Source organism: Gordonia sp. G4 (assembly GCF_057770005.1).
Genome location: NZ_CM173442.1, coordinates 506,992 through 532,315, shown reverse-complemented (window position 1 = coordinate 532,315; position 25,324 = coordinate 506,992). Strand labels below are relative to the sequence as shown.

Genomic DNA, 25,324 nt, shown 5'->3' with positions numbered 1-25,324 from the left:
ACGACGTCCATCGATTCAAGGAGCACCGACCATGACCACCCCCCAGGCCTACATCGTCGACGCCGTCCGCACCCCGGTCGGCAAGCGCAACGGCTCACTGGCCAAGACCCACCCCGCCGACCTCGGCGCCCACATCATCTCCGCCCTCGTCGACCGCACCGGAATCGACCCGGCTGCCGTCGACGACGTGGTGTTCGGCTGCCTCGACACGATCGGTGGCCAGGCCGGCAACGTCGCCCGGACCGCTTGGCTCGCAGCCGGTCTCCCGCTGGAGGTGCCCGGCACCACCGTCGACCGGCAGTGCGGCTCCAGCCAGCAGGCGATTCACTTCGCCGCGCAGGGCGTCATGAGCGGCACCCAGGACATCGTCGTCGCCGGCGGGTTGCAGAACATGAGCGCCATCCCGATCTCGCAGGCGATGATCTCCGGCAAGGAGTTCGGATTCACCACGCCCACAGCCGAATCCGCGGGCTGGCAGGAGCGCTTCGGGGACGCGCAGATCTCCCAGTTCCTCGGCGCCGACATGATGGCCAAGAGGTGGGACATCAGTCGTGAGGACATGGAGCGCTGGGCGCTGCAGTCACATGAGCGTGCCCGGGCGGCGATCGCCGACGGCAGGTTCGACACCGAGAACGTCGCGCTGGGCGACTGCGTCGTCGACGAATGCCCGCGCGAGACCTCGATGGAGAAGATGGCCGGTCTGCAGGTGCTCGCCGAGGGGTCGCGGCTGACGGCGGCCGTCGCCTCGCAGATCGCCGACGGCTCCTCGGCGACACTCGTCGTCTCCGAACGTGCGCTGAAGGAGCACAACCTGACACCGCGCGCCCGCATCCACCACATGTCCGTACGCGGCGACGACCCCGTGATGATGCTCTCCGCGCCCATCCCGGCCACCAAGTACGCGCTCGACAAGACCGGACTGTCGATCGACGACATCGACGTCGTCGAGATCAACGAGGCATTCGCGCCGGTCGTGCTCGCCTGGCTCAAGGAGACCGGCGCCGACCCCGCCAAGGTCAACCCCAACGGCGGCGCCATCGCGCTCGGCCACCCCCTCGGCGCCACCGGCGCCAAGCTGTTCGCCACGCTGCTCAACGAGCTCGAGCGCACCGGCGGCCGCTACGGCCTGCAGACGATGTGTGAAGGCGGCGGGACCGCCAACGTCACCATCATCGAGCGGCTCGGCTGAGAGTTCACCCCCTCGACGTCTCGGTCCCGGGGTCGTACCATTCTGACAACAGGCGTGCCCACATCACGGTGTGACCTGGCGCATACTATTGTGTGGGACAGGCGGACTGTTTTGTTCCAACGCCGCACGTCAGGTGCAGCACGACCTAGCTGAGGGGATCTCGATGACCAAGCCTGCTGAACACACCAGCACCGACGCGATTTCGACGCGGGGTGTCTCGTCGGAGGCACACACGCTGACCGAACTGGTCGACATCCAGCGCGCGGCGTTCCTGCGCGACGGGATCCCCGACGCCGACACCCGCATCGACCGCATCACGCGGCTGGCGGCGCTGCTGCTCGACAACGCCGACGAGATCGCCGCCGCGTTGGCCGAGGATTTCGGTGCCCGTCCGCGTGAGCTGTCGCTGGCCGCCGATGTGGCCGGCTGCATGATCGACCTCGCTCACCAGCGCCGGGGCGTCAAGGACTGGATGGCCGAGTCCAAGGTCGCCAAGGTCCAGGGCCTGCTCGGATACAAGCAGAGCATCCGGCACGACCCGCTGGGTGTCGTCGGGATCATGGGGCCGTGGAACTTCCCGCTGCAGCTCACGATCGTGCCCGCGGGTTCGGCTTTCGCGGCCGGTAACCGGGTCATCCTGCGCCCGTCGTCGGTGACGGCGAAGACCACGGACGTGATCGCCAAGCACGCGCCGGACTACTTCTCGATCGAGGAGCTGGCGGTCGCCACGTCGAAGCACGGTTCGGGTTCGGACTTCGCCGAGCTCAAGGTCGATCACATGTTCTTCACCGGCTCGCCCGGCGTCGGTGCCTCGGTGGCTCAGGAGGCCGCGAAGAACCTCATCCCGGTCACTCTCGAACTCGGCGGGAAGAACCCGGCTGTCGTCGACATCGACGCCGACATCGACAAGGCCGCGACGATGCTCGCCGACGCCCGAATGGTCAACGGCGGCCAGGTGTGCCTTTGCCCGGACTACGTCTTCGTCCCCGAGGCCAAGCTCGGTGAGTTCACCGACAAGGTCGTCGCGCGGTGGACCAAGAACTTCCCGACGATCATCGACAACGACCAGTACACCTCGACGATCAACCAGAAGAACTACGAGCGCATCCTCGGGCTCATCGACGACGCCGAGCAGCTGGGCGCCACCAAGCGTCAGGTGATCCCCGGCGGCGAACCGCTGCCGGACGCCGCGCGCCGCAAGATCCCGCCGACGCTGCTGACCGGCGTGAAGGCGGGCATGAAGATCGAGGAGGACGAGGTCTTCGGTCCGGTGCTGACCGTGTACCCCTACCGCGACCTGTCCGAGGTCATCAGTCAGATCAGCTCGCACCCGCATCCGCTGACCATGTACTGGTGCGGCGACCAGAACGAGCGGTTCCAGAAGCTCGCCGACAACACGCGCAGCGGCTCGATCAACGGCAACGACTTCGCCATCCACCTGTTCAGCGGCGAGCTGCCGTTCGCGGGTGTCGGCAACAGCGGGATGGGCGGATACCACGGCCGCACCGGCTTCGAGACGTTCAGCCACGCGCGGGCCGTCGCGTTCTCGACGCTGCCGGTGAGTGTTGCCGAGATGATGTCGCCGCCGTTCCTGCCCAAGGACACGAAGCTGACGAACAATCAGCTCAAACTGTGGAAGTTCTTCAACAACCGCGCGATGAAGAAGGTGCGCAAGCGCCTCGGCGCATAAGATCGGTCGTCGTGGCCGGGATCGTCGACCGACGGTCCCGGCCAAGCGCTTGCTAGGGTGTGCGCAGACTCTCTCAGGAGGATGCGCTTGTCACCACGAGGCCAGACCAGGATCGATGCGAAAGGCAGATCCGACGCGACCGCGGCCGCCGCGGACGTCAAGCCGGCCGGCGGACAGCGGACCGATACGCCGGCCCGCTCGTCGCGTCGAGACGAGCTGCTGGCGACGGCCGGGCGGATGTTCGCCGAGCAGGGTCTGCGGTCGACGACGGTCCGGGACATCGCCGACGCCGCCGGCATCCTGTCCGGCAGCCTCTATCACCATTTCGACTCCAAGGAGTCGATGGTCGACGAGATCCTGCGGGGCTTCCTCGACGACCTGTTCGCCCGTTACCGGCAGATCGCGGCGTCGAGCACGTCGGCGACCGAGACCCTGCGCGGACTCGTCATCGCGTCGTTCGAGTCCATCGATGCCGAACGCAACGCGGTCGCGATCTACCAGGACGAGGCGAAGCGTCTCTCCGGCCAGGAACGCTTCACTTACATCTCCGAACTGAACGTCGAGTTCCGGCAGCTGTGGCAGTCGGTGCTGCAACGCGGGGTCGAGAACGGGGAGTTCCGGGCAGATCTCGACGTCGAGCTCGTCTACCGGTTCATGCGCGACACCGTGTGGGTCGCCGTGCGGTGGTACCGGCCCGGCGGCACGATGTCGGTCGATTCGATCGCGGACCAGTATCTGTCGGTGGTCCTCGACGGCATCCTGCCGCGCTGACCACCGACGTCGAAGTTAGGGTAGCTTTCCTTTCCCAGCGTCCGGCCGTTATTGTGCGCATATGACAATTGGCGGAACCGATGTGTCCGCGCCGGCAGCAGTCTCCGACGTCGACGCCGAACCCGACGATCCGAAAGCCGCGCGCGCCCAGGCCAGATCCGAGTCCAAGGCGAAAGCCGCCGCACTCGCCGACGTCCTGGCCCCGGTGAAGACGCGCACGATGCTCGCCCAGTTCGTCCAGATCTTCGCCTCCGCCGCAACGGTGGTGCCGTTCATCGGGATCGTCGAACTCGGGCGCATCCTGCTCGAGCCGGGACCGATCGACTCGGGACGCGTGTGGCTGGTCGTGTGGCTGGTCGTCGCCGGTCTCGGTGCTCGCGCCGCCTTCAGTTTCCTCGCACTGGCGATCACCCACTTCGCCGATCTCGATCTACAGGCGCAACTCCGAATCCGCATCGCGGACAAGCTCGGTCGGTTGCCGCTGGGCTGGTTCAGCCGCACCAGCTCCGGTGCCGTCCGCAAGTCCGTGCAGAACGACGTCGCCGACCTGCACTACCTCGTCGCGCACGCGACGGTCGAGGCGACCGCGGCGATGCTCTCGCCGATCTTCGCGTTGATCTACTGCTTCTACCTGGATTGGCGTCTCGGACTCCTCGCCGTCGCCACGGTGCCGCTGTACGCGTTGACCTACTCCTACATGGCCCGTGACCTCACGACCGAGATGGAGAAGATGGACAAGGGTGTGGCGCGGATCAGTGCGACCATCGTCGAGTTCATCTCGGGAGTCGCCGTCGTGAAGACGTTCGGGCAGACCGGTAAGGCGCACCGGCGGTTCGTCGACGCCGCCGACGAGTTCAACGACGACTTCGCCGGTTACATGGGCCCGATGCTGCGCGTCCAGGCGGTCACCACCGTCCTGATCAGCGCGCCGCTGATCCTGCTGGTCAACCTCGGGGTCGGGTACTGGCTCGTCGACAACGGCTGGGTGCAGCCCATCGAACTCGTCGGCTCGACGCTGATCGCGATGGTGCTGCCGACCGCGCTGCTCACCGTGTCCACCGCGGTGCACACCCGTCAGCAGGCCTCGGCCGCGGCGCTGCGCATCGCCGCGCTGCTCGCCGAACCGGAGCTGGTCGTCCCGGAGAATCCACAAGTGCCTGCCGGTCACGACGTGCGTATCGAGAACGTGCACTTCACCTACCCGCCCCGTCTCGGGGTGCCGTCCGGGGTGAAGGCGCTCGACGACGTCAGCGTGGAGCTGGCCGAGGGCACCGTGACCGCGCTCGTCGGGCCGTCGGGAAGCGGGAAGTCGACGCTCGCGACGCTGCTCCCGCGTTTCGGCGATCCCGACTCCGGTGCGGTGCGTATCGGCGGGGTCGACGTGCGCGACATCGCACCCTCCGAGCTCTACCGCCACGTCGGTTTCGTGCTGCAGGACGTGCAGCTGCTGACGATGTCGGTGCGTGACAACATCCGCCTCGGCCGTCCGGACGCGAGCGACGAGCAGGTCCACGACGCCGCCCGGGCCGCGCAGATCCACGAGCGCATCCTGGAGCTGCCCGACGGCTACGACACCGTGGTCGGCGATGGTGCCCACTTCTCCGGCGGTGAGGCACAACGTGTCTCGATCGCGCGGGCACTGCTCGCCGACACGCCGATCCTCGTCCTCGACGAGGCCACCGCCTTCGCCGACCCCGAGTCCGAGGCGCAGATCCAGCAGGCCATCGGCGCGCTGATGACCGGGCGGACCGTACTAGTCATCGCCCACCGTCTCGGCTCGATCACGCACGCGGACAACATCGTCGTCCTCGACCGGGGCCGGGTCGTCGAACAGGGCCGCCAGGACGAACTGGTCGCCCGCGGCGGGCTGTACGCGTCGATGTGGGCCGCATACGAGGCCGGGACCACCAGACAGGACGAGGAGATCGCGCGCGGCGCGGTCGCGAACAGCGAGGTGGCACGATGATCCGCGGTTTCTACACGATCCTGGGTTCGGAACGTGCACGCATGGTCGTCTTCCTGTCCTGGGTGGTCGTCTACGGCGTCGCGCAGGGGCTGGCGATGCTCACCCTGGTCCCGATCGTCGAGCATCTGCTGACCGGTGATCTGTCCGCCGCCGCGAACTGGTTGTGGCCGTTGGCCGTCCTCGTCGTCATCTGCGCGGTGAGCGCCTACGTGCAGTCACTCAAGGGCATGACGATGGCGCTCTACGCCATGCGCATGCTGCACCACCGGCTCGGCGATCACATGGTCACGCTGCCGCTCGGATGGTTCACCCGTGACCGGGTCGGCGACGTCTCCCAGATCGCGGTCAAGGGAACGATGTTCGTGGGCAGCACCGGGGCGCACTACATCACCCCGGTCGTGGTCAACACGGTCAGCTCCGTCGTGGTCGTCATCGGCATCTGCTTCTTCGACTGGCGCATCGGCCTTCTCATGGTCGCCGGCACGTTGCTCCTCATGTATGTCGGTAAGCTGTCGAGCTCGTTCCTCGCAAAGTCCGAGGGACGCAAGCGCGCCGAGGCCGTCAAGGTCAACAACCGCGTCCTGGAATTCGCCCGCTGCCAGGCGGTGCTGCGAGCCTTCGGCGATTCGGACTCCGCGCACAAGCCGCTCGCCGACGCCCTCGGACAGCAAGCACGCGTGGGCAAGTCGATGCTGTGGCGCTCGATCCTCGGCATCCTGCTGAACGGGTTGTCGGTGCAGGTCGTCTTCAGCGCCGTGCTCGCGCTCGGTGCGTGGCTGGCCGTGGCGGGACACATCGAGCCCGCCCTGCTGGTCGCGGTCTTCGGTCTCGCGGCGCGCTTCTTCGGTCCCATCGGCGAACTCGCGGAACTGGGTTCGACGCTGCGCATGTCCACCGACGAGATCAACCGCATCACCGGCGTGCTCGACACCGACCGGATGCCCGCGCCCGATCAACCGGCGGAGATCACCGAACCGGGTGCCGTCGAACTCGACGGTGTCGCATTCGGATACGAGACCGGTGCGCAGGTCCTGCGCGACGTGTCGCTGCGGGCGCGCCCGGGCACGATGACCGCTCTCGTCGGCCCGTCGGGCTCGGGTAAGTCGACGATCTTCCGCCTCATCGCCCGGTTCTACGACGTCGACGGCGGCGTCGTGAAGGTCGGCGGCGTCGACGTGCGCGAGCAGGAGACCGGTCCACTCATGGGCCAGCTGTCCCAGGTGTTCCAGGACGTCTACCTCTTCGACGACACGCTGTGGGAGAACATCAAACTCGGCCGCCCCGAGGCGACCGACGACGAGATCCGCGCGGCCGCCCAGACCGCCGGGGTCACCTCGATCGTCGACCGGTTGCCCGACGGCTGGCACACGGTCGTCGGCGAGGGCGGTTCGGCCCTGTCCGGCGGTGAGCGGCAACGTGTCTCGATCGCCCGCGCTCTGCTGAAGGGCGCGCCGATCGTGCTCTTCGACGAGGCGACCAGCGCTCTCGATCCCGAGAACGAGACCCACGTCGCCGAATCCATCCGCAGGCTCGCCGATCAGAGCACGGTGCTCGTGATCGCACACAAGCTGTCGACCGTGATCGCCGCCGACCAGATCGTCGTGCTCGACGACCAGGGTGGCGTCGACGACATCGGCACCCACGACGAACTGCTCACCCGCGGTGGGCGTTACCGGGAGTTCTGGGACCAGCGCGCCGCCGCTGCCGGATGGACGCTGACGCCGTCGGCGTAGGCGGCGTCACCTCCTCAGGGCTGCTCTCCTACTGCTGCCTGAGGTGTGAGCGTCCCCATGCTCCCTGAGGAGGTCCGGAGCTTGCGGAGGGCCGTCACCCCTGCTCCCTGAGGAGGTCCGGAGCTTGCGGAGGGCCGTCACGAAGGGTCAGTCGCGGGCGCCTCGCGCCGACCATCGCCCGTCGCGGTGGGTGATCTCGATGGGGTGGTCGAAGCACTCGGTCACCAGCGCGGTGGTCAGGACGTCGTGGACCGGGCCCGCGGCGAGGACCCGGCCGCCGGTCACCAGGACGGCGTGCGTCGTCGTCTCGGGCAGTTCTTCGAGGTGATGGGTGACGAGCACCGTCGCGAGGTCGGGGTGGGTCCGGTGGAGTCGGTCGACGGTCTGCAGGAGTCGCTCGCGGGCGGCGACGTCGAGACCGGTCGACGGCTCGTCGAGCAGCAGGAGGCGTGGATCGGGCAGCAGCGCGCGGGCGATCAGCGTCCGGCCGCGTTCGCCCTGCGACAGGTTCGTCCACGGCGCCGACGCGAGGGCGCTCAGGCCGAGCGTCTCGATCAACTCGTCGGCCCGGGCGAGAGTCTCCGGGGTCGGTTGCCTGCGATCCATCAGCTCGGTGGTTCCGGTAGCGCCGGTGAGCACGACCTCGCGGATCGTCAGCGGCGACCGCAGCGGATGCCTGGGATTGACGTGGCCGATGGACTCACGGAGCTTCCGGGTCTCGACCCGCCCCAGTTGGTGTCCGAGGACGTGGACGCTGCCGCGCGTCGGATGTTCCTGCGCGCCGCAGAGGCTCAGGATCGTCGACTTGCCCGCACCGTTCGGACCGATGAGCGCCCACCGCTCGCCGGCCCGGATGGTGAGGTCGATGTCGGTGAGGATCGCGCGGGACTGCCGCACGAAGTCGACCGAATCCAGGCGGAGGACATCGGGGTTCGTCACGATGCGAACCTACCGGCGGCACGCTTCGGGCCTCCTCAGGGGGTGTCGGCCCTCCGCACGCTCCGGGCCTCGAAGGCCTCGAAAGCCACCGACCCTAACCCAGCGCCCCGAGGCCCTTCAGCCGTTCGTGCGCCTGGGTCATGATCGACTGGATCAGCTCGTCACAGCTCGGCAGGTCCTCGATCATCCCGACCACCTGGCCGGAGGCGAGCACCCCGGCGCGGGTGTCGCCCTCGACGAGGCCGGCCTTGAGCAACATGGGGGTGTTGCCGGCCATGATCACCTGCTGCCACGTGCGTTCGCCCGACTTCTTCATCGTGCGTCCGTCTTTGAGCATCGTCGTCCAGCGCATCCCGGTCATCTGCTTGAACTCGTTGGCGTTTCGGGCCGCGGCGACGAGTGCCTTGACCGGGCTCCCGTTCTCCAGCGCCTCCACCAACGGTGTACGCAACACCCGGTGCGGCATGCCGTCGACCTTCACCGAGACGACGGTGTCGTTGAGACCACGTGCGAGGTACTCCTGCTTGACCGAGTCGGGGACCGCGCTGTCCGACGTCAGCAGGAACCGGGTGCCCATCGCGACGCCCTGAGCGCCGTAGGCGAGCGCGGCGGCGAGTCCGCGACCGTCGAAGAACCCTCCTGCCGCCACCACCGGCATGTCGATCCCCTTGGCGGCCAACGCATCCAGCACTGACGGCAGGAGCAGCGTGGTGGCGACCGGCCCGGTGTGACCGCCGCCCTCGCCGCCCTGCACGATCACCGCGTCGGCACCCCAGGATGCGACCTTGACGGCGTGTTTGGCAGCACCGATCGACGGGATCACGACGATGCCGTGGTCCTTGAGCTTGGCGATGAGTTCGGGTTTGGGTGCGAGCGCGAAGGATGCGACCTTGACGCCCTCGCGGATCAGCAGGTCGATCCGAGCCGGGGCATCGGTGGCGTCGGCGCGCATGTTCACGCCGAACGGCTTGTCGGTCAACGACCTCGTCTTCCCGATGGCCGTTTCGAGTTCGGCGAAGGTCATCGTGGCCGACGCCAGGATTCCCAGCCCGCCCGCGTTCGAGGTGGCCGACGTCAGCGACGGGCCGGACACCCAGCCCATCCCGGTCTGGACGATCGGGTACTCGATCCCGACGAGCCGGGTGAACGGGGTCGACAGTCCCGCCGCGCGTGCCGGGCTCGGCTGCGCGGCGGTGGGGCCGCTCATCGGACCTCCTTGTTGCGGACGCCCTTCGGGTCGAGGACGTCCCGGATCAGGCCGAGCTCCTCCGCCGTCGGCCGGCGCGTTGCCGGTGCGTCGGCAAGACCCGCGATCTCGAAGCCGGTGTTCTCGGCCACCTCGTCGGCGCCGACCCCGGGATGCAGCGACAGCGCGCGCATGGTGTGGCCCGGCCCGCCGAAGTCGAAGACGCCGAGATTGGTGACGACGCGGTGGATGTTCAGGTCGTCGAAGGCTGGGTTCTCCGGATCGACCTTGTCGAAGCCGACGCCCGACACGATGTCGACGGACTCCCCGAAGACGCGCGCCGTGTGGCGGGGCACCCAGTAGCTGGTGGGGTGGTTGACGGTGTTCCCGGGCGCGCCGCGCACACCGAACATCTGGCGGGTGGGATGTTGCAACGGGCCGAAGGCCGACAGATTCTGGTTTCCGTACCGGTCGATCTGGTTGGCGCCCATCACCACATGACGACGGCCCGACGCCACGACGTCGAAGACCTTTCGGAAGGGCATCCAGCCCTCGATCGGCCCGGTCTTGCCGATCGGCGGGGTGTCGGCGAGGATCAGCGCCTCGCCGTCGGTGATCAGCAGGTCGGGTTCGGTGGTGAGGCGCGCCAGCCGGGCGCCGAGCAGGGGAGTGGGTGCCATCGGCGATGCCATGATCTCGCCGGCGCCGGCGAAGATGTCGGCACACGAGATGACGCAGTACTCGGCGCGTGTGGGTTCCTCCGGCCCGGCGGAATCGCCGGGCGTGGTCGCGGTTTCGGCGGTGCTCACTGTCCGGTCTCCTTCTGCTCGTCCTGCCACGCGGCCACTTCTCGCTGGTACGTCTGCTCGTCGACGTCGAGGAATCGGCGCGAGAACGCCTCCCACGTCTCGGGTTCCTTCGCGGACGCGACGTAGAACTGCTGGAATTTTTCGTCCCGCCCGTACTCCCCGGCGAACGTGAAGTGGGCCCCGTTGGGCGCTTGGACAACCCGGTCGACGGCCATGCGGTTGAGCAGGAGACGCTGATGCGGAACGGTCTTGACGAGCACCTCGGTCGAGACGATCTGATCGGCCTCGAGGTAGCGGCGTTGCGCCGCGGCGCAGTAGAGATCGTCGAAGTACGGGTCGACACCGGTGTAGGCGGCGTTGCCGTGGACGTCGGCCAGATCCAGGTGCACGAAGGCGGCGTCGAGCGTCAGCGCCGGCATGGCCACCAGCGTCTGGGTACGGCCGTCGGCGTCGGGATAGGGCGAGGTGACGGTCTTCAGCTCGCCTTCCCAGAAGTTGAGGACGTCGGAGCCGAGTCCGGCGCGGATGGGTAGGAACGGCACGCGCGCGGCGGCTGCCTCCAGGCCGCACTTCACCATTCCCTCGTCCATCTCGCGGACCTCGATCTCGCCGTTCGTGCGCGCCTTGGCGAACCACGGATCGTAGAACGGGGCCGAGTCGAGTGAGACGAAGCCGTAATACGCGCGGCGCACCTTGCCTGCGGCGCAAAGCAATCCGAGGTCGGGTCCGCCGTAGGTGACCACGGTGAGGTCCTTGACGTCGGAGCGGGCGAGTGCGCGCACGAGCGCCATCGGCTTACGGCGCGAACCCCATCCGCCGATGCCGATGGTCATACCGTCGCGCAGCTCGGCGATGACGTCGTCGAAAGTGCTTGTCTTGTCGGTGGGCATCTCAGGCACGTCCTCCATCCGAAGCGGAATTCGCGGCGAGCGGCTTGCCGGTCGACACGAAGGCGTCGCGGTGTTCGTCGGCGACACCGGCCAGGTTCAGCTCGAAGGTGTATCCCTGTTCGAGGCGGTAACTCGCCTTGACGTCGACGGGATCGATGTTGTTGATCGCCTCCTTGGCGGCGCGGATCACCCGGGTGTCCTTGGCGGCGATGGCCTCCGCGATCTCGAGTGCGGCGTCGAGCAGCTCCTCGCGGGGCACGACCCGATACACCGACCCGAAGTGCTCGAGTTGCTGGGCGGTGACGTTCTTGGCGGTGAAGTAGAGGGTTCGCATCATGTGCTGTGGCACGAGACGCGCGAGATGTGTTGCCGCGCCGAGTGCTCCGCGGTCGACCTCGGGCAGACCGAAGACGGCGTCGTCGGACGCCACGATGACGTCGGCGTTCCCGACGAGTCCGATGCCCCCGCCCACGCAGAACCCGTTCACGGCGACGACGACGGGTACGGCGCAGTCGTAGACCGCACCGAACGCGGCGGCGCATCCGCGGTTGGCGCCGATCAAGGCGTCGAATCCGTCGGTCGCCTGCATCTCCTTGATGTCGACGCCCGCGTTGAAGCCGCGTCCCTCGGCGCGCAGCACCACCACGTGGGTGGTCGGGTCCGATCCCGCGGCGGTGATGGCGTCGCCGAGTTCGAACCACGCGGCCGATGGCAGCGCGTTGACCGGCGGGTAGTCGACGGTGACCGTCACGATCCCGGTATCGGAACGTGTCGTGGTGATCGGCACGCGGGCTCCTCTCATGGGGCGGTTCGGACAGCCCAGAGGACTGCGGAAGCGCACCAAGCAAGTGCTTGGTTGTTTGGTAGGGTAGCACCCATGCAGACGCAGTCACAGGTCGAGCTGGGCCTGGTCGGAAAGGTCGTGCTGGTCACCGGCGGGGGTCGCGGGGTGGGGGCGGGGATCACCCGTGTCCTGGGCTCGCTCGGCGCCCGACCGGTGATCTGTGGCCGCAACGCCGACAACCTCGCCGACGACCTCCGCGACGTCGACTTCGTGTCCTGCGACGTTCGCGACGCGGATGCGGTCGAGGCGATGGTGGACGAGGTCATCCGGCGCGCAGGACGTCTCGATGGTGTCGTGAACAATGCCGGCGGCTCACCCTTCGCGCTGGCCGCCGACGCATCGGTTCGATTCGCGAGCAAGATCGTCGACCTCAACCTGCTGGCCCCGCTGGCAGTGGCCCGCGCGGCCAACGCCGTGATGCAGACGCAGCCCGACGGCGGTGCCATCGTGAACATCTCGAGTGTCAGTGGCCACCGAGCGTCACCCGGGACATCGGCCTACGGGGCGGCGAAGGCCGGACTCGACAATCTGATGAGTTCACTCGCCGTCGAGTGGGCGCCACGGGTGCGGGTGAACTCGGTCGTGGCCGGCCCGGTCGTCACCGAGCAGTCGCATCTGCACTACGGGGATGACGCCGGAGTCGCGGCGGTCGGCGAGACCATCCCGATGGGCCGCATGGCCACGCCCGTCGATGTCGGCAACGCGGTGGCGTTCCTGTTGTCGCCGCTCGCCTGCTACATCAGCGGATCGACGCTGACCGTGCACGGGGGCGGCGAGAAACCGGCATTCCTCGACGCCGCGACCGCCGGCAATGCAGTCTGAGACCCGGCGCGCGGATCGGGCCCGAGAGAAGTTCGGAAAGGAAAGAGTGTGACCAGCACAATGAATGAGGGTCGTGTCGTCATCGTGACCGGTGCCGGCCAGGGCATCGGCCGTGCCCATGCCCTCGCGTTCGCCGCCGACGGCGCGAAGGTCGTGGTCAACGACTACGCCGAGGATCCGGCGACCGAGGTGGTCGACGAGATCGTGGCCGCGGGCGGGCACGCTGTCGCGTCGGTGGGTGATGTCGCGGACTGGGACTCTGGCGCGGCCATGGTCGAGACAGCTCTCTCGGAGTTCGGCCGCCTCGACATCCTGGTCAACAACGCGGGTTTCGTGCGCGACCGGATGCTGGTCTCGCTGTCGGAGGAGGAATGGGATGCGGTCGTCCGCGTGCATCTCAAGGGACACTTCGTCGGCCTGCGCCACGCGGCGGCGCACTGGCGTGCCCAGGCCAAGGCCGGCGACGTCCCGCAGGCACGCATCATCAACACGAGTTCCGGTGCGGGGCTCTACGGTTCGGTGGGTCAGGGGAACTACGTCGCGGCCAAGGCCGGGATCGCGGCCCTCACGATCCAGGCGGCGGCGGAGCTGGGGTCCTATGGTGTCACCGTGAATGCGATCGCCCCGGCCGCCCGCACCCAGATGACGATGGGTGCCGGTGATGCCATGGCCGCTCAGATGGCCGCGCCCGCAGACGGTTCCTTCGACACGATGGATCCCGCGAACGTGTCGCCACTCGTGGTCTGGCTGGGTTCGCCCGAAGCGGGTTCGGTGAGCGGCCGGGTGTTCGAGGTCGAGGGCGGCAAGATCTCGGTCACCGACGGCTGGCAGCGAAGCATCGAGCGGGACAAGGGGTCTCGCTGGGAAGCTGCCGAGCTCGGCCCGGTGATCGAGGAGATCCTGGCGAAGGCGCCGGTTCCGATGCCGGTCTACGGCGCGCGATGACGCCACACGCCGACTTCTCGGCCGAACGGATCGCGGCGGCGCGGGCCTACGTCGACGCCCTGGTGAGTCACGATCCATCGGCGGTCGCGCTGCACCCTGACTGCACACGCGTGGAGTTCGGCGTCCGAACCGGTCGCAACGGCGCCCACATCGCCCGAAGCCTCGCCCGCGGTCCGCAATTCCGTCTCATCCATCGGATCTCGGACTTCACCGCGACGGTCGACGGCCACAGCGTGACCACGCGCTACGTCGTCCACGTTCGACCCAAGAGGCTACGGCTGGGCGCGACGGTGTCGGAGACCTTCGTCGTCGACGAGGACAATCGGATTCGCGCGATCGTCGCGCACTTCGGGCTTCCACGGCCCCAAGGGGCCTGATCGCCGAGCGCACTCACCACGGATGGCCGTGTCCACCACCCCGGGGGGCGGTGGACATGCCCTCCGGGTGGAGGTGCGGGTCAGGCGCCCGGCGCGCGGACGACCATCGGTACGCCGGGGAAGTAGGCCGCCATCTCCGAACGGGATTTGCGCAGGGCAGCGGTGCCATACCCGGCCTTGCGGAACTGCGGGTGAATCCAGATGCGCAGGTCGATCTCGCCGTCCTTCAATTCGCCGAAGACGAAGCCCACCTTCGAGTCGCCCTCGACGGCGACCAGCCAGACGGCCTCCTCGGCGTCGACCCGGGCGGTGGCCGCGCTGATCTCGGCCGCGACATCCCCGGCGGGAGCGCCGGAACCGTCTCCGGCGGTGCCGATCTCGTTGGTGCGCGCCGAGAACAGCTCCGCGTCGGCGGACGGGTCGAACGGACGGAGGTCGAGTGTGTCACCGCTGCTCGCCGGCCGTTCGGCCAGCGTGAAGGTGAGCGCGCTGTTGAGGTCGTCGAGTTCGGCCTGGTTCTTTCGACGGTCGTCTTTGGTGAGCTGATCGAGCTTCATGTCCAGGATGGCCTCGGCACCGAGCCGGGACTTCCCGAGCAGCCCCACGATCGCGGTCACGGCCTCGTCGTGATTCTCGGCGTCGACGATGGCATCGAGGACCTCGTGCCGACGTTCGAGGGCGGTCAGCAGGGCGTCGGCGATGTCGCGACGGGTGGTGGCGAGGTCGAGGTCAGTCATGCTTCGATCCTAGGTCACCGGTCGTCACCATGTGGTGGACATCATGTCCGCCGGCGGCGGCTCCGCCGGCCGATGCGGCCCGGAAATATAGAACAGGTTCTAGAGGTGTGTACGTCTGTTTTCGTGGAGATTCTTCCCTCTTGCTGTAACACGTCCTAGTCTTGTGGGCATGACGAACGAGGGTACGACGACAGCACCGGCCGACTTCGATCACCTGCGCGGGGGCACGCACATGGGCGACCTGATGGTCGCGGCGCTGCGGCGGCACGCCGACCGCACCGTCCTGTCCCTCGGCGACACCGAGATGACCGGCGGTGAGATGGCCGCGTCGATCAGCAGGTACATCCAGGCCTTCGAGGGATTGGGAGCCGGTACCGGGACCGCGGTGGGCCTGCTCGCGCTGAATCGTCCCGAGGTGCTGTTCGTGATCGGTGCCGGCCAGACCCAGGGGTGGCGCCGCACCGCACTGCATCCCCTCGGCTCGCTCGACGACCATGCATACGTGCTCTCCGATGCCGGCGTGTCGACCCTCATCATCGATCCGGTCCCCATGTTCGTCGAGCGGGCCGCGGCCCTCCTCGAACGGGTGCCCGGCCTCAAGCAGGTGCTGACGCTCGGGCCGGTGCCCGAGCAGCTGGCCGCACACGCACGTGACGTGATCGCCGAGGCAGACGGCTTCGAACCGAAGCCCCTTGTCGCGGCGCACCTCTCACCCGACCACGTCGTCTCCATCACCTACACGGGCGGGACCACCGGCAAGCCGAAGGGGGTCATCGGGACGGCGCGTGCGATGTCGACGATGACGCAGATCCAGCTCGCCGAATGGGAGTGGCCCGAGCATCCGCGATTCCTGCTCTGCACGCCCCTCTCGCATGCGGGTGCCGCGTTCTTCGTCCCGACCCTGATGAAGGGCGGATCGATGGTGGTCCTGTCCAAGTTCGACCCGGCCGAGGTGCTGCGCACCATCGAGGAGCAGAAGATCACCGCGACGATGCTGGTGCCGTCGATGCTGTACGCGCTGATGGACCACCCGGACTCGAAGTCGCGTGACCTGTCGTCGCTGGAGACCGTGTATTACGGTGCGTCACCGATCAATCCGGTCCGCCTCGCCGAGGCCATCGAGCGCTTCGGGCCGATCTTCGCCCAGTATTACGGCCAGTCCGAGGCGCCGATGGTCATCAGCTACCTGGCCAAGGGAGACCATCCGGGTCCCGGTGAGGACCAGCGTCGGCTGAGCAGTTGCGGACGGCCGTCGGCCTTCCTGCGCACCGCCCTGCTCGGACCCGACGACAAGCCCGTGCCCCAGGGCGAGCCCGGCGAGATCTGTGTCGCCGGACCACTTCTCGCCGGTGGGTACCTGGGTCTCCCGGAGCAGACCGCGGACACCTTCCGCGACGGCTGGCTCCGCACCGGCGACGTCGCGCGCGAGGACGAGGACGGGTTCTGGTTCATCGTCGACCGCACCAAGGACATGATCGTCACCGGTGGGTTCAACGTGTTCCCGCGCGAGGTCGAGGATGTCGTCGCCGAACATCCGGCGGTCGGTCAGGTCGGTGTGATCGGTGTCCCGGACGAGAAGTGGGGTGAGGCGGTCACCGCGATCGTCGTCCTGCGCGGCGATGCCCCCGCCGACGACGCGGCGAAGGACCGCATCGTCACCGAGATCCAGCAGTCCGTGAAGGACCGCAAGGGGGCGGTGCAGTCACCCAAGCGCGTGATCTTCGCCGACGCTTTGCCGTTGACCGCCCTCGGCAAGCCGGACAAGAAGGCGCTGCGGTCTCAGTACTGGGCCGACTCCGACCGCGGCGTCGGGTAGGTCCCGATTCGCATGGCCCCTGCCCCGTACGGACGGTCGGAGAACGCGGGTCACAGGTCGCAGCAGTCGCAACAATCGCAGCAGTCGCAGTCGTCGCAGACTGCGTCCTTGTACTTGTCGGTGAAGTGATTCCAGTGGTCCGTGCAGCAGGCCTTGCCGAAGCAGGAGACGCCGATGAACGGCAGAATCCGCTCGCCGAATGAACGATTGGGTTTGAACGGCGGCGGATAGGGCCACTCGGAGGGATATCCGAAGGGCCGGTGCGGAGGCCACTGGGTGCGCGAGTCGGCGGTGACGGAGATGGCGTCGGCGTGCGGATGCATGCGCTTGTGAATGGCGTGCCGCAGGCCGTCGAGCAGAACCACGCGCAGCAAGCGGTCGTCGGCGAGGGAGAGGTCGGCATAGCGCGCCCGGATCGCGGCAGCGAGTCGTCGACACTGCTCGAGCGCGGTCTCCGGAGACGTGCCGGTCGCCCGGAGCGGATTGAATCGCCCCTCGGCGGCGTCGGAGTCGTAGTCGTCGACCGCGTCCAGCAGATGCGCGATCCGGCCGAAGTCGGCACCGATGTCGCGGAGCGGCTCCTGGTTGCCCGGGACCTCGGCCAGGACCGCCGAAGTGGCGAAGACCTGTGCGGCGGCGGCACCCGAAGGTTGCGTGAGGTCGTCGAGCACGACGCTCGTCGATTCGATCTCCGCCTGCCGGGACAGGGTCGTCATCATGGCGTCGATGTCGAGGCGGCCGGCGACCGTGGTGTCGGCCGCGGCGTGCCGACGCAGGTGGCCCCCGGCGTACTCGGCGAGCTTGGCGCGGACCGGACGCCGGGGTGCGAGCGCGTGATGTTGTTCGCTGCCGACATCGGCGGCCTTCGCGGCGGCCAGGGTGAGCGAGGCGGTCGTGGCGAGACGCACGCCCGGCTCGTCGGCGGACACGACCGTCGCCGTGCGCATTCCGCGCAGAGGGCAGCGTCCGGCCTCGGTGGACGCGCACTCCTTCGTCGACTGGGCGGCGGTGAGAATCGAGACCATCACCGCGTCGGTGTTGACCGTCAGCCTGCTCGACTGACCGTGGTTGTCTCGCAGCGAGAGGCAGACCCCGCACAGGTGAGAGCGCCACTGGTCCATCAGGTCGTCGTCGAGTGCGTGCCGACATGGAGTGAGAACCCCGAACATCCGTGAATCAGACCACACGGCCCGAGGTGTCGCCAGGCGATTCATTCGTTCGGTGCAGGTGACGCCTCGTGCACGCCGTCACTCGCCGGTCGCCGCGCGGGCACGGGCCGTCAGCGCGGTCCGCAGCCAGTCCGGCTCGCGCACCACGAAGTCGTGATCGAACATCGTCGACCAGAGCGCGCGCACCGCGTGCCGGCGGTCGGCGAACCGGAGATCGAGACGGCACCGGCCGTCCGCGGATTCACCGAGATGTGTTGCCGAGGCGATCGATCCGATTCGTTCGGCGTCGTCGGCCGAGCAGTCGATCACGACGTCGACCGGATCGAAGGAGCGCCGAAAGGCGTCACGGTGCCGCTCCCAGATCTCGGCCAGGTCGACCTCGTCGGAGCGATGAGCCGGCTCGTCGAGGATGTCCACATCGCTCATCCGGGAGAGCCGGAACATTCGTTCGGAAGGCGTCGCGGTCGCTTCTCGGCGTCGGGACCCCGCGACGAGGTACCAGGTGTCGCCCGCCACGATCAGGCCGATCGGATCGAGTACGTGCTCGCGCGCAGCGTCGGCTCCCCGGCTTCGGTAGCGGACACGGATCCGCCGGCCCTCGAAGACGGCGATCTGCACGGCCTGGAGGTTGTCGAGGACCTCGGGGGCCCGGACGAAACCCTCCGGACGGACCAGGATCCGCTGCGCGGCCCGCACGGCCTGGCTCCGGTGCGCTTCGGGCAGTGCCGCGGTGACCTTACGCATGGCGCTGGCGAACGCGGGGGAGTCGACCCGTCCGGTGCCGGCGAGGAGAGACGTCGCCTCGTCGACGGTCAGCCCCGTGAGGTCGGTGCGGTATCCGGGTAACAGCGCGAACCCGCCGTGCCGTCCGCGCTCGGCGTAGACCGGAACGCCGGACAGCGACAGCGCATCGATGTCGCGGAGCACGGTTCGCTCGGAGACCCCGAGCTCGGCGGCCAGCTCGGCAGCCGTCACCCGCTCGTGCTTCTTCAGCAGCATCAGCAGGGCGATGAGACGTTCGGCGCGCACGGTTGAGATTCTTCCGGAAAAACGTGACAGAAGGTGTCGTGTATCGAGACTTCACTGGTCCTCGTACCCGAAAGACACGAGAGGACATGCCATGAACGCACCGACCACGAACTCCGGACCGGCTCCTGAGACGACACCCGCCCTCGGCGATCCCCGGCCGGCGTTCCGCGCCGCCACCGCCTGGGTCGTGGAGTTGCTCGAGGGAGTGTCCGACGACCAGCTCGACTCGCCGACGCCCTGCGACGACTTCGACGTCCGGACCCTGTCGGCGCACCTCGTCGCCGTCGCGCATCGCGCCGCAGCGCTGGCCGAGGGTGCCGACATCCGCACGATGGCGTCGATCGCCGAGCAGTACGACGCCCGGACGTACGCGGCCCTCATCGACCAGGCGCTCGACTCGTGGTCGGATGACACCAAGCTCTCCGTGATGGTCCAGATGCCCTGGGGTGAGGTCCCGGGCGCCGGGGCCCTGTGGGGTTATGTCAGCGAAACCCTCGTCCACGCTTGGGATCTGGCGGTCGCCACCGGCCTGCCGGCCGAGGCCGACGCCGAACTCGCCGAGACGACCCTGGGGGTGGCCCGACAGTTCATCCCGGCCGCGATCCGCACCGACCCCGCCGTGCCCTTCGGGCCCGTCGTCGAACCCCGCCCCGAGGCCGGACCCACCGAGCGGCTCGCGAACTGGACCGGCCGCGACTCCGTCACCTGGGTGCGGCGGCAACCCTGACGATCGGGCCCCCGGCGGTCCTGTTGCCTCAGCGGGCCGGCTCGCAGATGACCACCGGGATCGTCCGTTCCGTCCAGGCGGCGTAGGTGTCGTAGTCGGCATAGGTGTCGACCAGATCGGGCCACAGGTCGGCGCGTTCGGAATCGGTGGCAGTGCGCGCCACGAGGTCGTACTTCTTCTTGCCGAGCTGGATGGTGACCTGCGGGTTGTCCCGGAGATTCAGATACCAGGCCGGATTCTTGGCCGAGCCGCCCTGCGACGCCACCACCACGAACGACTCACCCCGTCGCAGATAGATCAGCGGTGCGGTCCGCGGCTGGCCCGACTTGCGGCCGATCGTGGTGAGCAGGCACACCGGGGCGGGCTTGCGGAGGCCCGCCCCGACTCGCCAGGTCCCCCCGATCCGACCTCCGGTGGCCTTGTACAGCGCGGTGTTCGCCTTCGACCCCAGCTTGATGAACTTGCTGACGACGGGCGAATCCAGTTGTGCCGGCTTGTTGTCCGGATCGAAGGCCGGCATCAGATCCGCTCGATGATGGTGCCGGTGGCCATCGCGCCACCAGCGCACATCGTGACGAGCGCGGTCTGACCGTCCCGGCGCTCCAGCTCGTGCAGGGCCGTGGTGATCAGCCGAGAGCCGGTGCTGCCCACGGGATGTCCCAGCGCGATGGCCCCGCCGTTGACATTCACCTTGTCCAGGTCGGCGCCGTGGACCTGGGCCCAGCTGAGGACCACGGAGGCGAACGCCTCGTTGATCTCGACGATGTCGATGTCGGACAACGACATACCCGACTTCGCCAGGACGCGCTCGGTCGCCTGGACCGGACCGTCGAGATGGAAGTGCGGTTCCGAGCCGACCAGGGCCTGCGCCCTGATGCGCGCGCGGGGCGTCAGGCCCAGCTCGCGCGCCTTCGACTCGTCCATGATGAGCACGGCGGCCGCGCCGTCGGAGATCTGCGACGACGTCCCCGCGGTGTGGATGCCGCCCTCGAGAACGGGTTTGAGCGCGGACAGGGATTCGAGCGTGGTGTCGCGCAGGCCCTGATCGCGGCTCACGTCGAGGATGTTCCCGGTGAACTCGCCCTCTTTGGTGCGCTCGGGCGCCTTGAGGCTCAGGACCTCGCGATCGAAACGGCCCTCGTCCCACGCCTGGCGGGCATTGCGCTGACTACGCTCGCCGAGCGCGTCGATGTCGGCGCGCGTGATGCCCCGGCGCTTGGCGATGCGCTCGGCGGCCTCGAACTGGTTGGGCATGTCGATGTCCCACGAATCCGCGTGGTACGGGCCGGCACCCGTACCCACATTCGCGCCGAGCGGGACGACGGACATCGTCTCCACCCCGCAGGCGACGCCGATGTCGATCGCGCCGGAGGCGATCAGTCCGGCGATCAGGTGATTGGCCTGTTGTGCCGAGCCGCACTGGGCGTCGATGGTGGTGGCTCCGGTCGCCTCCGGGAGGCCCGCGGACAACCACGCCTTGCGCGTGATGTTGCCGGCCTGGGCGCCGGCCTGGGTCACGCAGCCGCCGATCGCCTGTTCGACGAGCGCGGGGTCGATGCCCGCCTTCTCGAGGAGACCTCGCTGGGTGAGGCCGAGCAATTCCTCGGCGTGCAACCCCGACAGCCATCCGCCGCGCTTGCCGATCGGCGTACGCGCCGCCTCCACGATGACCGGAACGCCCATGGCCACTCCTTCGTTAGTCCCAGTGAACTCCGTTGCCCACGGAGCATGGCCTGTCGACGGGACGTCGAGGCCGCTGAGATCCAAGCTAGAACACGTTCTATGTTTGCGTCTATGGTGGGGGCTCAACGTGTTCTGTAACCATCGCCCGACGGCTGTCGCGGAGGTCGTGTCCCTGCTGCACGCGGACAGATGTCTCGCGGTTCACGAGTCAACGTCGCAGGTGGGGACCACGGGGCGACCAGAGAACTAGAACAAGTTCTCATCCGGGGGTGTCGAATGGGTCACAGTGTGCTTGAATGTGATTGAAACAGGTTCTAAATCTCACAGCGAGGTGGTGTGACGTGACCCAGGCCCAGAGCGCCCCGATCGGCAGCGAGCCGACCCCGGCGGATTCTGCGCGCACGAGCCCTTCCGACGTAGTCGCGAAGTGCCCGTTCATGGAGCAGGAGGGGTGGGATTTCACCAACCCCGACCTGCTCGAGCAGGGAATCCCCGTGCAGGAGTTCGCGCAACTGCGCAAGACCGCGCCGGTCTGGTGGAATGCCCAGGCGCCCGGCAAGGGCGGTGGTTTCCACGACGGCGGCTACTGGGTGATCTCCAAGCACGCCCATGTCCGTGAGATCTCGAAGAACAACGAGGACTGGGAAACCAACGCCAACGGCGTCATCATGCGTTTCGACGACGAGATGACCGCCGATCAGATCGAGATCACCAAGGCCCTGCTGATCAACCATGATCCGCCGGAGCACACGCGTCTGCGCAAGCTGGTCTCCAAGCTGTTCACGCCCCGCGCGGTGCACTCGCTCGAGGAGAAGCTCGACGACGCCGCCCGTGAGATCGTCACCCGGGCCGCGGAAAAGGGCAGCGGCGACTTCGTCAAGGACGTCGCCGTCGACCTGCCGCTGCTGGCCATCGCGGACCTGCTCGGTGTGCCGGAGTCGGATCGGGAGAAGCTGTTCGACTGGTCGAACTCGATGATGAACGCCGACGATCCGGACTACACCACGGATCCCCAGCAGGCCAACGCCGAGATCCTCGGCTACGGCTACACGATGGCCGAGGAGAAGCGCAAGAACCCCGGCGAGGACATCGTCACCACGCTGGTGAACGCCGACATCGACGGGCAGTCGCTCGACGAGACCGAGTTCGGGTTCTTCTTCATCCTCCTGACCGTCGCGGGCAACGAGACCACCCGTAACGCCATCAGTCACGGGATGAATGCGTTCCTGGACAATCCCGACCAGTGGGAGCTGTTCAAGAAGCATCGTCCGGCGACGGCGGTCGACGAGATCGTCCGGTGGGCCACCCCGGTGAACTGCTTCCAGCGGACGGCCAAGCGGGACACGCAGATCGGCGGCGTCGACATCGCCAAGGGCGAGCGCGTCGGTATGTTCTACGGTTCGGCCAACTACGACGAGGACGTCTTCGACGATCCGTTCTCGTTCAACATCATGCGCGATCCCAACCCGCACGTCGGGTTCGGCGGCAACGGTGCGCATTTCTGCGTCGGCGCCAATCTCGCACGGATGGAGATCAACCTGATGTTCAACGCGCTGGCCGACACGGTGCCCGACATCACCAAGCTCGACGCCCCTCGCCGCCTGCGGCACGGCTGGATCAACGGGGTCAAGGAACTCCGCGTCGACTACGGCACCAAGTGACCGCGGCAGAAGACACCGCACCGCGGGAGACGCCGGCGTACCTCGGCATCGACCGGGAGAACCATCCCGCAGTCGTGGCGGGACGTCGTTCGCGTGAGTTCGTGGCATCGCGGGACAAGCAGGCCTGGATCGACAACTTCGCGGCCGACGCGACGGTCGAGGACCCGGTCGGGCCGTCGATGTTCGATCCGGACGGCGTCGGATTCCGTGGGCACGAGCAGATCTCCGAGTTCTGGGACAAGTCGATCGGCACGACCGAGAGCATCGACTTCCGCTTCGACGAGGAGATCATCTGCGGGAACGAGGTCGCCTACATCGGCAGCATCGTCACCCACATCGCCGGCCATGTCTCCGAGGCGCGAGGGGTGTTCACCTACCGCGCCGACGCGGACGGGAAGCTGTCGGCATTGCGTGCCTTCTGGGAGGTCGAGAAGACGATCAACTCGGTGCGCAGGGCCTGAGGGTCGCACCACGGTCCGACGCGGGCGGGACAGGTTCCTCACCTGTCCCGCCCGCCGTCGTCTGTGCGCCCAGCCGAGGAGGCCGCCCGAGTTCGTGCATCCGCCGTTACAGCCGGGCGCCCGTGCCGGAAGATGTATCGCAGGGTCCATGACGCCCGGGGCGTCGCCGACGGCCCACGGTGTCGATGGCGAAGGGGGGACGACTCGAAGTCGGGCGCGGTCGATCAGTTCGACGCGGTGTACCGCGAACACGTGGCGGGGGTCTGGCGCTACGTGCGAACCCGCGTGCCCGCGAATGTCGATGCCGACGACGTGACCGCGGAGGTCTTCGTGAAGGCGATGCGCTCCTGGGACCGATTCGACGATCGGCGCGGCACCGTCGGCGCCTGGCTGATCGGCATAGCCCGGCACGTCGTCGCGGACTGGTGGGCGCGGCAGTCTCGGGAGGTGCCGGTCGCCGAGGTCGACGTGGACGCCGCGGTGATGTCCGCTCCCGACGGCGACCCCGAGACCTCGATGTTGCGCGCCGCGGCGGCCGACGACGTGCGCAGCCGGCTGTGGGTGCTCACCGCGCGCGAACGCGAGGCCGTGGCCCTGCGGTTCGGCACCGAACTCAGCTCTGAGGAGATCGGGGTCGCGATGGGGATCTCGGCAACCGCCGCCCGGATGCTCGTCTATCGCGGGGTGGCGAAGTTGAGGGAGGTGATGCCGAGGTGACGCCAGAGGATCCGGCTGCGTCCGAGGCGTACGACCCTGCCGAGGTCGCGGCGGCCGAACTGCTCGACGCCAGGATCGCGGCCGTCCTCGACGGGCGCGAGATGCCGGGTGCCCGGACACCCGAACTCGAACTGCTCGCCGACGGCTTACGCCGTGATCCGCCCCCGTCGACCTACGCCGCGGTCGATCAGGGCCTGGAGTCCCGGCGTTCGGCCCGTCCGAGACGACGATGGTCGGCGTCGCAGGTGGCCGCGGCCGTGCTCGGCGCGGTCCTGGTCATCCATGGCATGGGGAACTTGGTTGCCGGGGAATGGATCTCGGCGTCGCTGGGCGAGCCGTACAACCAGCACGCGATGATCGACGGGGGACTGGCGTTCATCGCCCTGGGTGCGGCGATCGCGGTCGCCTCGACGCGCCGGCGGTGGTTGCCCGTCGCCGTCATCGTGGGCGTGCCGCTCGGACTGGTCATGGGTGGACGCGGCGTGCACGAGATCGGCGTGTTCGCCTGGGGTGCGGTCGCGCACGGTGCGGTCGGTGTGGCCGCGCTGGTGTTGCTGGTCACCTTCGTCCTGGGCGGGCGTTACAGCCGAGGGCCGGATGAGGAAGGACGGGTATGAGAGCACTGCATCGAATCCGGAATTACGTACGCGCCATGCGACGGGCACGGCGCCACCGCACCGAGCTCGTCGGCCATCTGGCACGGCGGCCGCTGCTTGCCGGCGGGGTCGCCGGGATGGAGAGCGCGATGCTGCTGTCCAACCGGATGGACCCGAAGCTCAAGGAACTCGCCGAACTCAAGGCGGCAGGCATGGTCAGCTGCGAGTTCTGCCTCGACATCGGGTCGGCGGTCGCCTCCGGCGCGGGCATCACCGAGCAGCAGCTCCGCGACCTCCCGCGTTATCGGGAGTCGACGGCCTACACCGACCTGGAGAAGCTCGTCATCGGTTACGCCGAGGCGATGACGCGCACACCGGCCGTCGGGGAGGACCTCGCCGAGCTGCGTCGTGAGCTGGGCGAGCACCTGTCGGAGACCCAGATCGTCGAACTCGCCATGACCGTCGCCTGGGAGAACCAGCGGGCGCGCCTCAACCAGTCTCTGGGTGTCCGGCCCACCGGAATGTCCGACGGCCTCGCCTGCGCTGTGCCCGAACGCATTTCGTAGC

25 protein-coding genes are annotated in these 25,324 nt (G+C 68.2%); 15 read left to right on the top strand and 10 right to left on the bottom strand.

Annotated features, from left to right (window positions below):
• Positions 1-31: 31 nt before the first annotated feature.
• The 5 genes from AC3B5T_RS02125 to AC3B5T_RS02105 all read left to right on the top strand — a co-directional run bounded on the left by AC3B5T_RS02125 (position 32) and on the right by AC3B5T_RS02105 (position 7,349).
• Positions 32-1,189 carry an acetyl-CoA C-acetyltransferase gene (locus tag AC3B5T_RS02125; protein ID WP_488358184.1) on the top strand — a complete coding sequence of 386 codons (1,158 nt, stop codon included), beginning with the start codon at positions 32-34 and terminating at the stop codon, positions 1,187-1,189.
• A 163-nt stretch (positions 1,190-1,352) separates the two neighbouring features.
• On the top strand, positions 1,353-2,879 hold the full coding sequence (locus AC3B5T_RS02120) for an aldehyde dehydrogenase family protein (protein WP_488358183.1): 1,527 nt from the start codon (positions 1,353-1,355) through the stop codon (positions 2,877-2,879).
• A gap of 87 nt (positions 2,880-2,966) precedes the next feature.
• Positions 2,967-3,650: a TetR/AcrR family transcriptional regulator gene (locus tag AC3B5T_RS02115; protein WP_083889035.1), complete on the top strand. Its 684-nt coding sequence runs from the start codon at positions 2,967-2,969 to the stop codon at positions 3,648-3,650.
• 61 nt (positions 3,651-3,711) lie between these two features.
• Positions 3,712-5,616 carry an ABC transporter ATP-binding protein gene (locus tag AC3B5T_RS02110; protein ID WP_044507212.1) on the top strand — a complete coding sequence of 635 codons (1,905 nt, stop codon included), beginning with the start codon at positions 3,712-3,714 and terminating at the stop codon, positions 5,614-5,616.
• The gene (locus AC3B5T_RS02105; protein WP_488358182.1) at positions 5,613-7,349 is read left to right on the top strand and encodes an ABC transporter ATP-binding protein; all 1,737 of its coding nucleotides are present in this window, start codon (positions 5,613-5,615) and stop codon (positions 7,347-7,349) included. The genes AC3B5T_RS02110 and AC3B5T_RS02105 overlap by 4 nt, the downstream gene beginning before the upstream one ends.
• A gap of 147 nt (positions 7,350-7,496) precedes the next feature.
• Here AC3B5T_RS02105 and AC3B5T_RS02100 read toward each other — a convergent pair whose 3' ends face one another.
• The 5 genes from AC3B5T_RS02100 to echA20 form a co-directional block, all read right to left on the bottom strand.
• Positions 7,497-8,288, bottom strand: a complete 792-nt coding sequence (locus tag AC3B5T_RS02100) for an ABC transporter ATP-binding protein (RefSeq protein WP_010840671.1) — start codon at positions 8,286-8,288, stop codon at positions 7,497-7,499.
• A gap of 94 nt (positions 8,289-8,382) precedes the next feature.
• Positions 8,383-9,495: an NAD(P)H-dependent flavin oxidoreductase gene (locus tag AC3B5T_RS02095; RefSeq protein WP_488358181.1), complete on the bottom strand. Its 1,113-nt coding sequence runs from the start codon at positions 9,493-9,495 to the stop codon at positions 8,383-8,385.
• The gene (locus tag AC3B5T_RS02090; protein ID WP_488358180.1) at positions 9,492-10,283 is read right to left on the bottom strand and encodes a CoA-transferase subunit beta; all 792 of its coding nucleotides are present in this window, start codon (positions 10,281-10,283) and stop codon (positions 9,492-9,494) included. The genes AC3B5T_RS02095 and AC3B5T_RS02090 overlap by 4 nt, the downstream gene beginning before the upstream one ends.
• Positions 10,280-11,173: a CoA transferase subunit A gene (locus tag AC3B5T_RS02085; RefSeq protein WP_010840668.1), complete on the bottom strand. Its 894-nt coding sequence runs from the start codon at positions 11,171-11,173 to the stop codon at positions 10,280-10,282. The genes AC3B5T_RS02090 and AC3B5T_RS02085 overlap by 4 nt, the downstream gene beginning before the upstream one ends.
• 1 nt (position 11,174) lies before the next feature.
• Entirely contained in the window at positions 11,175-11,960 is a 786-nt protein-coding gene (echA20, locus tag AC3B5T_RS02080) for a (7aS)-7a-methyl-1,5-dioxo-2,3,5,6,7,7a-hexahydro-1H-indene-carboxyl-CoA hydrolase (RefSeq protein ID WP_010840667.1), read from the bottom strand.
• Positions 11,961-12,050: 90 nt separating this feature from the next.
• Here echA20 and AC3B5T_RS02075 point away from each other — a divergent pair, with 90 nt between their 5' ends.
• Genes AC3B5T_RS02075 through AC3B5T_RS02065 form a run of 3 tightly spaced genes read left to right on the top strand, consistent with a single transcriptional unit; the run spans position 12,051 to position 14,161 of the window.
• Positions 12,051-12,839, top strand: a complete 789-nt coding sequence (locus tag AC3B5T_RS02075) for an SDR family oxidoreductase (RefSeq protein ID WP_010840666.1) — start codon at positions 12,051-12,053, stop codon at positions 12,837-12,839.
• Positions 12,840-12,899: 60 nt separating this feature from the next.
• Positions 12,900-13,784 carry an SDR family oxidoreductase gene (locus AC3B5T_RS02070; protein ID WP_055474393.1) on the top strand — a complete coding sequence of 295 codons (885 nt, stop codon included), beginning with the start codon at positions 12,900-12,902 and terminating at the stop codon, positions 13,782-13,784.
• A complete protein-coding gene (locus AC3B5T_RS02065) occupies positions 13,781-14,161 on the top strand; it encodes a DUF8021 domain-containing protein (RefSeq protein ID WP_488358178.1) in 381 nt (126 codons plus the stop codon). Before AC3B5T_RS02070 ends, AC3B5T_RS02065 begins: the two co-directional genes overlap by 4 nt.
• Before the next feature lie 80 nt (positions 14,162-14,241).
• On the opposite strand, the gene AC3B5T_RS02060 is transcribed toward AC3B5T_RS02065, so the two are convergent.
• On the bottom strand, positions 14,242-14,898 hold the full coding sequence (locus AC3B5T_RS02060; protein WP_010840663.1) for an acetyltransferase: 657 nt from the start codon (positions 14,896-14,898) through the stop codon (positions 14,242-14,244).
• 169 nt (positions 14,899-15,067) lie between these two features.
• Between AC3B5T_RS02060 and fadD8 the strand changes: the two genes are divergently transcribed.
• The gene (gene fadD8, locus AC3B5T_RS02055) at positions 15,068-16,714 is read left to right on the top strand and encodes a fatty-acid--CoA ligase FadD8 (protein ID WP_488358176.1); all 1,647 of its coding nucleotides are present in this window, start codon (positions 15,068-15,070) and stop codon (positions 16,712-16,714) included.
• A 50-nt stretch (positions 16,715-16,764) separates the two neighbouring features.
• On the opposite strand, the gene AC3B5T_RS02050 is transcribed toward fadD8, so the two are convergent.
• On the bottom strand, positions 16,765-17,883 hold the full coding sequence (locus AC3B5T_RS02050) for a DUF5685 family protein (protein ID WP_488358175.1): 1,119 nt from the start codon (positions 17,881-17,883) through the stop codon (positions 16,765-16,767).
• A 78-nt stretch (positions 17,884-17,961) separates the two neighbouring features.
• Positions 17,962-18,912, bottom strand: coding sequence for a helix-turn-helix transcriptional regulator (locus tag AC3B5T_RS02045; RefSeq protein ID WP_488358173.1), 951 nt, complete (start codon positions 18,910-18,912; stop codon positions 17,962-17,964).
• 91 nt (positions 18,913-19,003) lie between these two features.
• On the opposite strand from AC3B5T_RS02045, the gene AC3B5T_RS02040 reads away from it, so the two are divergent.
• Entirely contained in the window at positions 19,004-19,639 is a 636-nt protein-coding gene (locus tag AC3B5T_RS02040) for a TIGR03086 family metal-binding protein (protein ID WP_488358171.1), read from the top strand.
• Between the two features lie 28 nt (positions 19,640-19,667).
• Here AC3B5T_RS02040 and AC3B5T_RS02035 read toward each other — a convergent pair whose 3' ends face one another.
• Together AC3B5T_RS02035 and AC3B5T_RS02030 are read right to left on the bottom strand one after the other, a co-directional pair.
• The gene (locus AC3B5T_RS02035; protein ID WP_010840658.1) at positions 19,668-20,159 is read right to left on the bottom strand and encodes a nitroreductase family deazaflavin-dependent oxidoreductase; all 492 of its coding nucleotides are present in this window, start codon (positions 20,157-20,159) and stop codon (positions 19,668-19,670) included.
• Positions 20,159-21,322: a steroid 3-ketoacyl-CoA thiolase gene (locus tag AC3B5T_RS02030; RefSeq protein WP_488358170.1), complete on the bottom strand. Its 1,164-nt coding sequence runs from the start codon at positions 21,320-21,322 to the stop codon at positions 20,159-20,161. The genes AC3B5T_RS02035 and AC3B5T_RS02030 overlap by 1 nt, the downstream gene beginning before the upstream one ends.
• Before the next feature lie 341 nt (positions 21,323-21,663).
• Here AC3B5T_RS02030 and AC3B5T_RS02025 point away from each other — a divergent pair, with 341 nt between their 5' ends.
• The 5 genes from AC3B5T_RS02025 (at position 21,664) to AC3B5T_RS02005 (ending at position 25,323) form a co-directional block, all read left to right on the top strand.
• Complete coding sequence (locus AC3B5T_RS02025) at positions 21,664-22,983, top strand: cytochrome P450 (RefSeq protein WP_035716895.1); 1,320 nt, start codon at positions 21,664-21,666, stop codon at positions 22,981-22,983.
• Positions 22,980-23,444 carry a nuclear transport factor 2 family protein gene (locus AC3B5T_RS02020; RefSeq protein ID WP_488358168.1) on the top strand — a complete coding sequence of 155 codons (465 nt, stop codon included), beginning with the start codon at positions 22,980-22,982 and terminating at the stop codon, positions 23,442-23,444. Before AC3B5T_RS02025 ends, AC3B5T_RS02020 begins: the two co-directional genes overlap by 4 nt.
• Positions 23,445-23,681: 237 nt before the next feature.
• On the top strand, positions 23,682-24,161 hold the full coding sequence (locus AC3B5T_RS02015; RefSeq protein WP_055474536.1) for an RNA polymerase sigma factor: 480 nt from the start codon (positions 23,682-23,684) through the stop codon (positions 24,159-24,161).
• A complete protein-coding gene (locus AC3B5T_RS02010; protein ID WP_055474387.1) occupies positions 24,158-24,778 on the top strand; it encodes a hypothetical protein in 621 nt (206 codons plus the stop codon). The genes AC3B5T_RS02015 and AC3B5T_RS02010 overlap by 4 nt, the downstream gene beginning before the upstream one ends.
• On the top strand, positions 24,775-25,323 hold the full coding sequence (locus tag AC3B5T_RS02005; RefSeq protein WP_014927990.1) for a carboxymuconolactone decarboxylase family protein: 549 nt from the start codon (positions 24,775-24,777) through the stop codon (positions 25,321-25,323). Before AC3B5T_RS02010 ends, AC3B5T_RS02005 begins: the two co-directional genes overlap by 4 nt.
• Position 25,324: the final 1 nt, after the last annotated feature.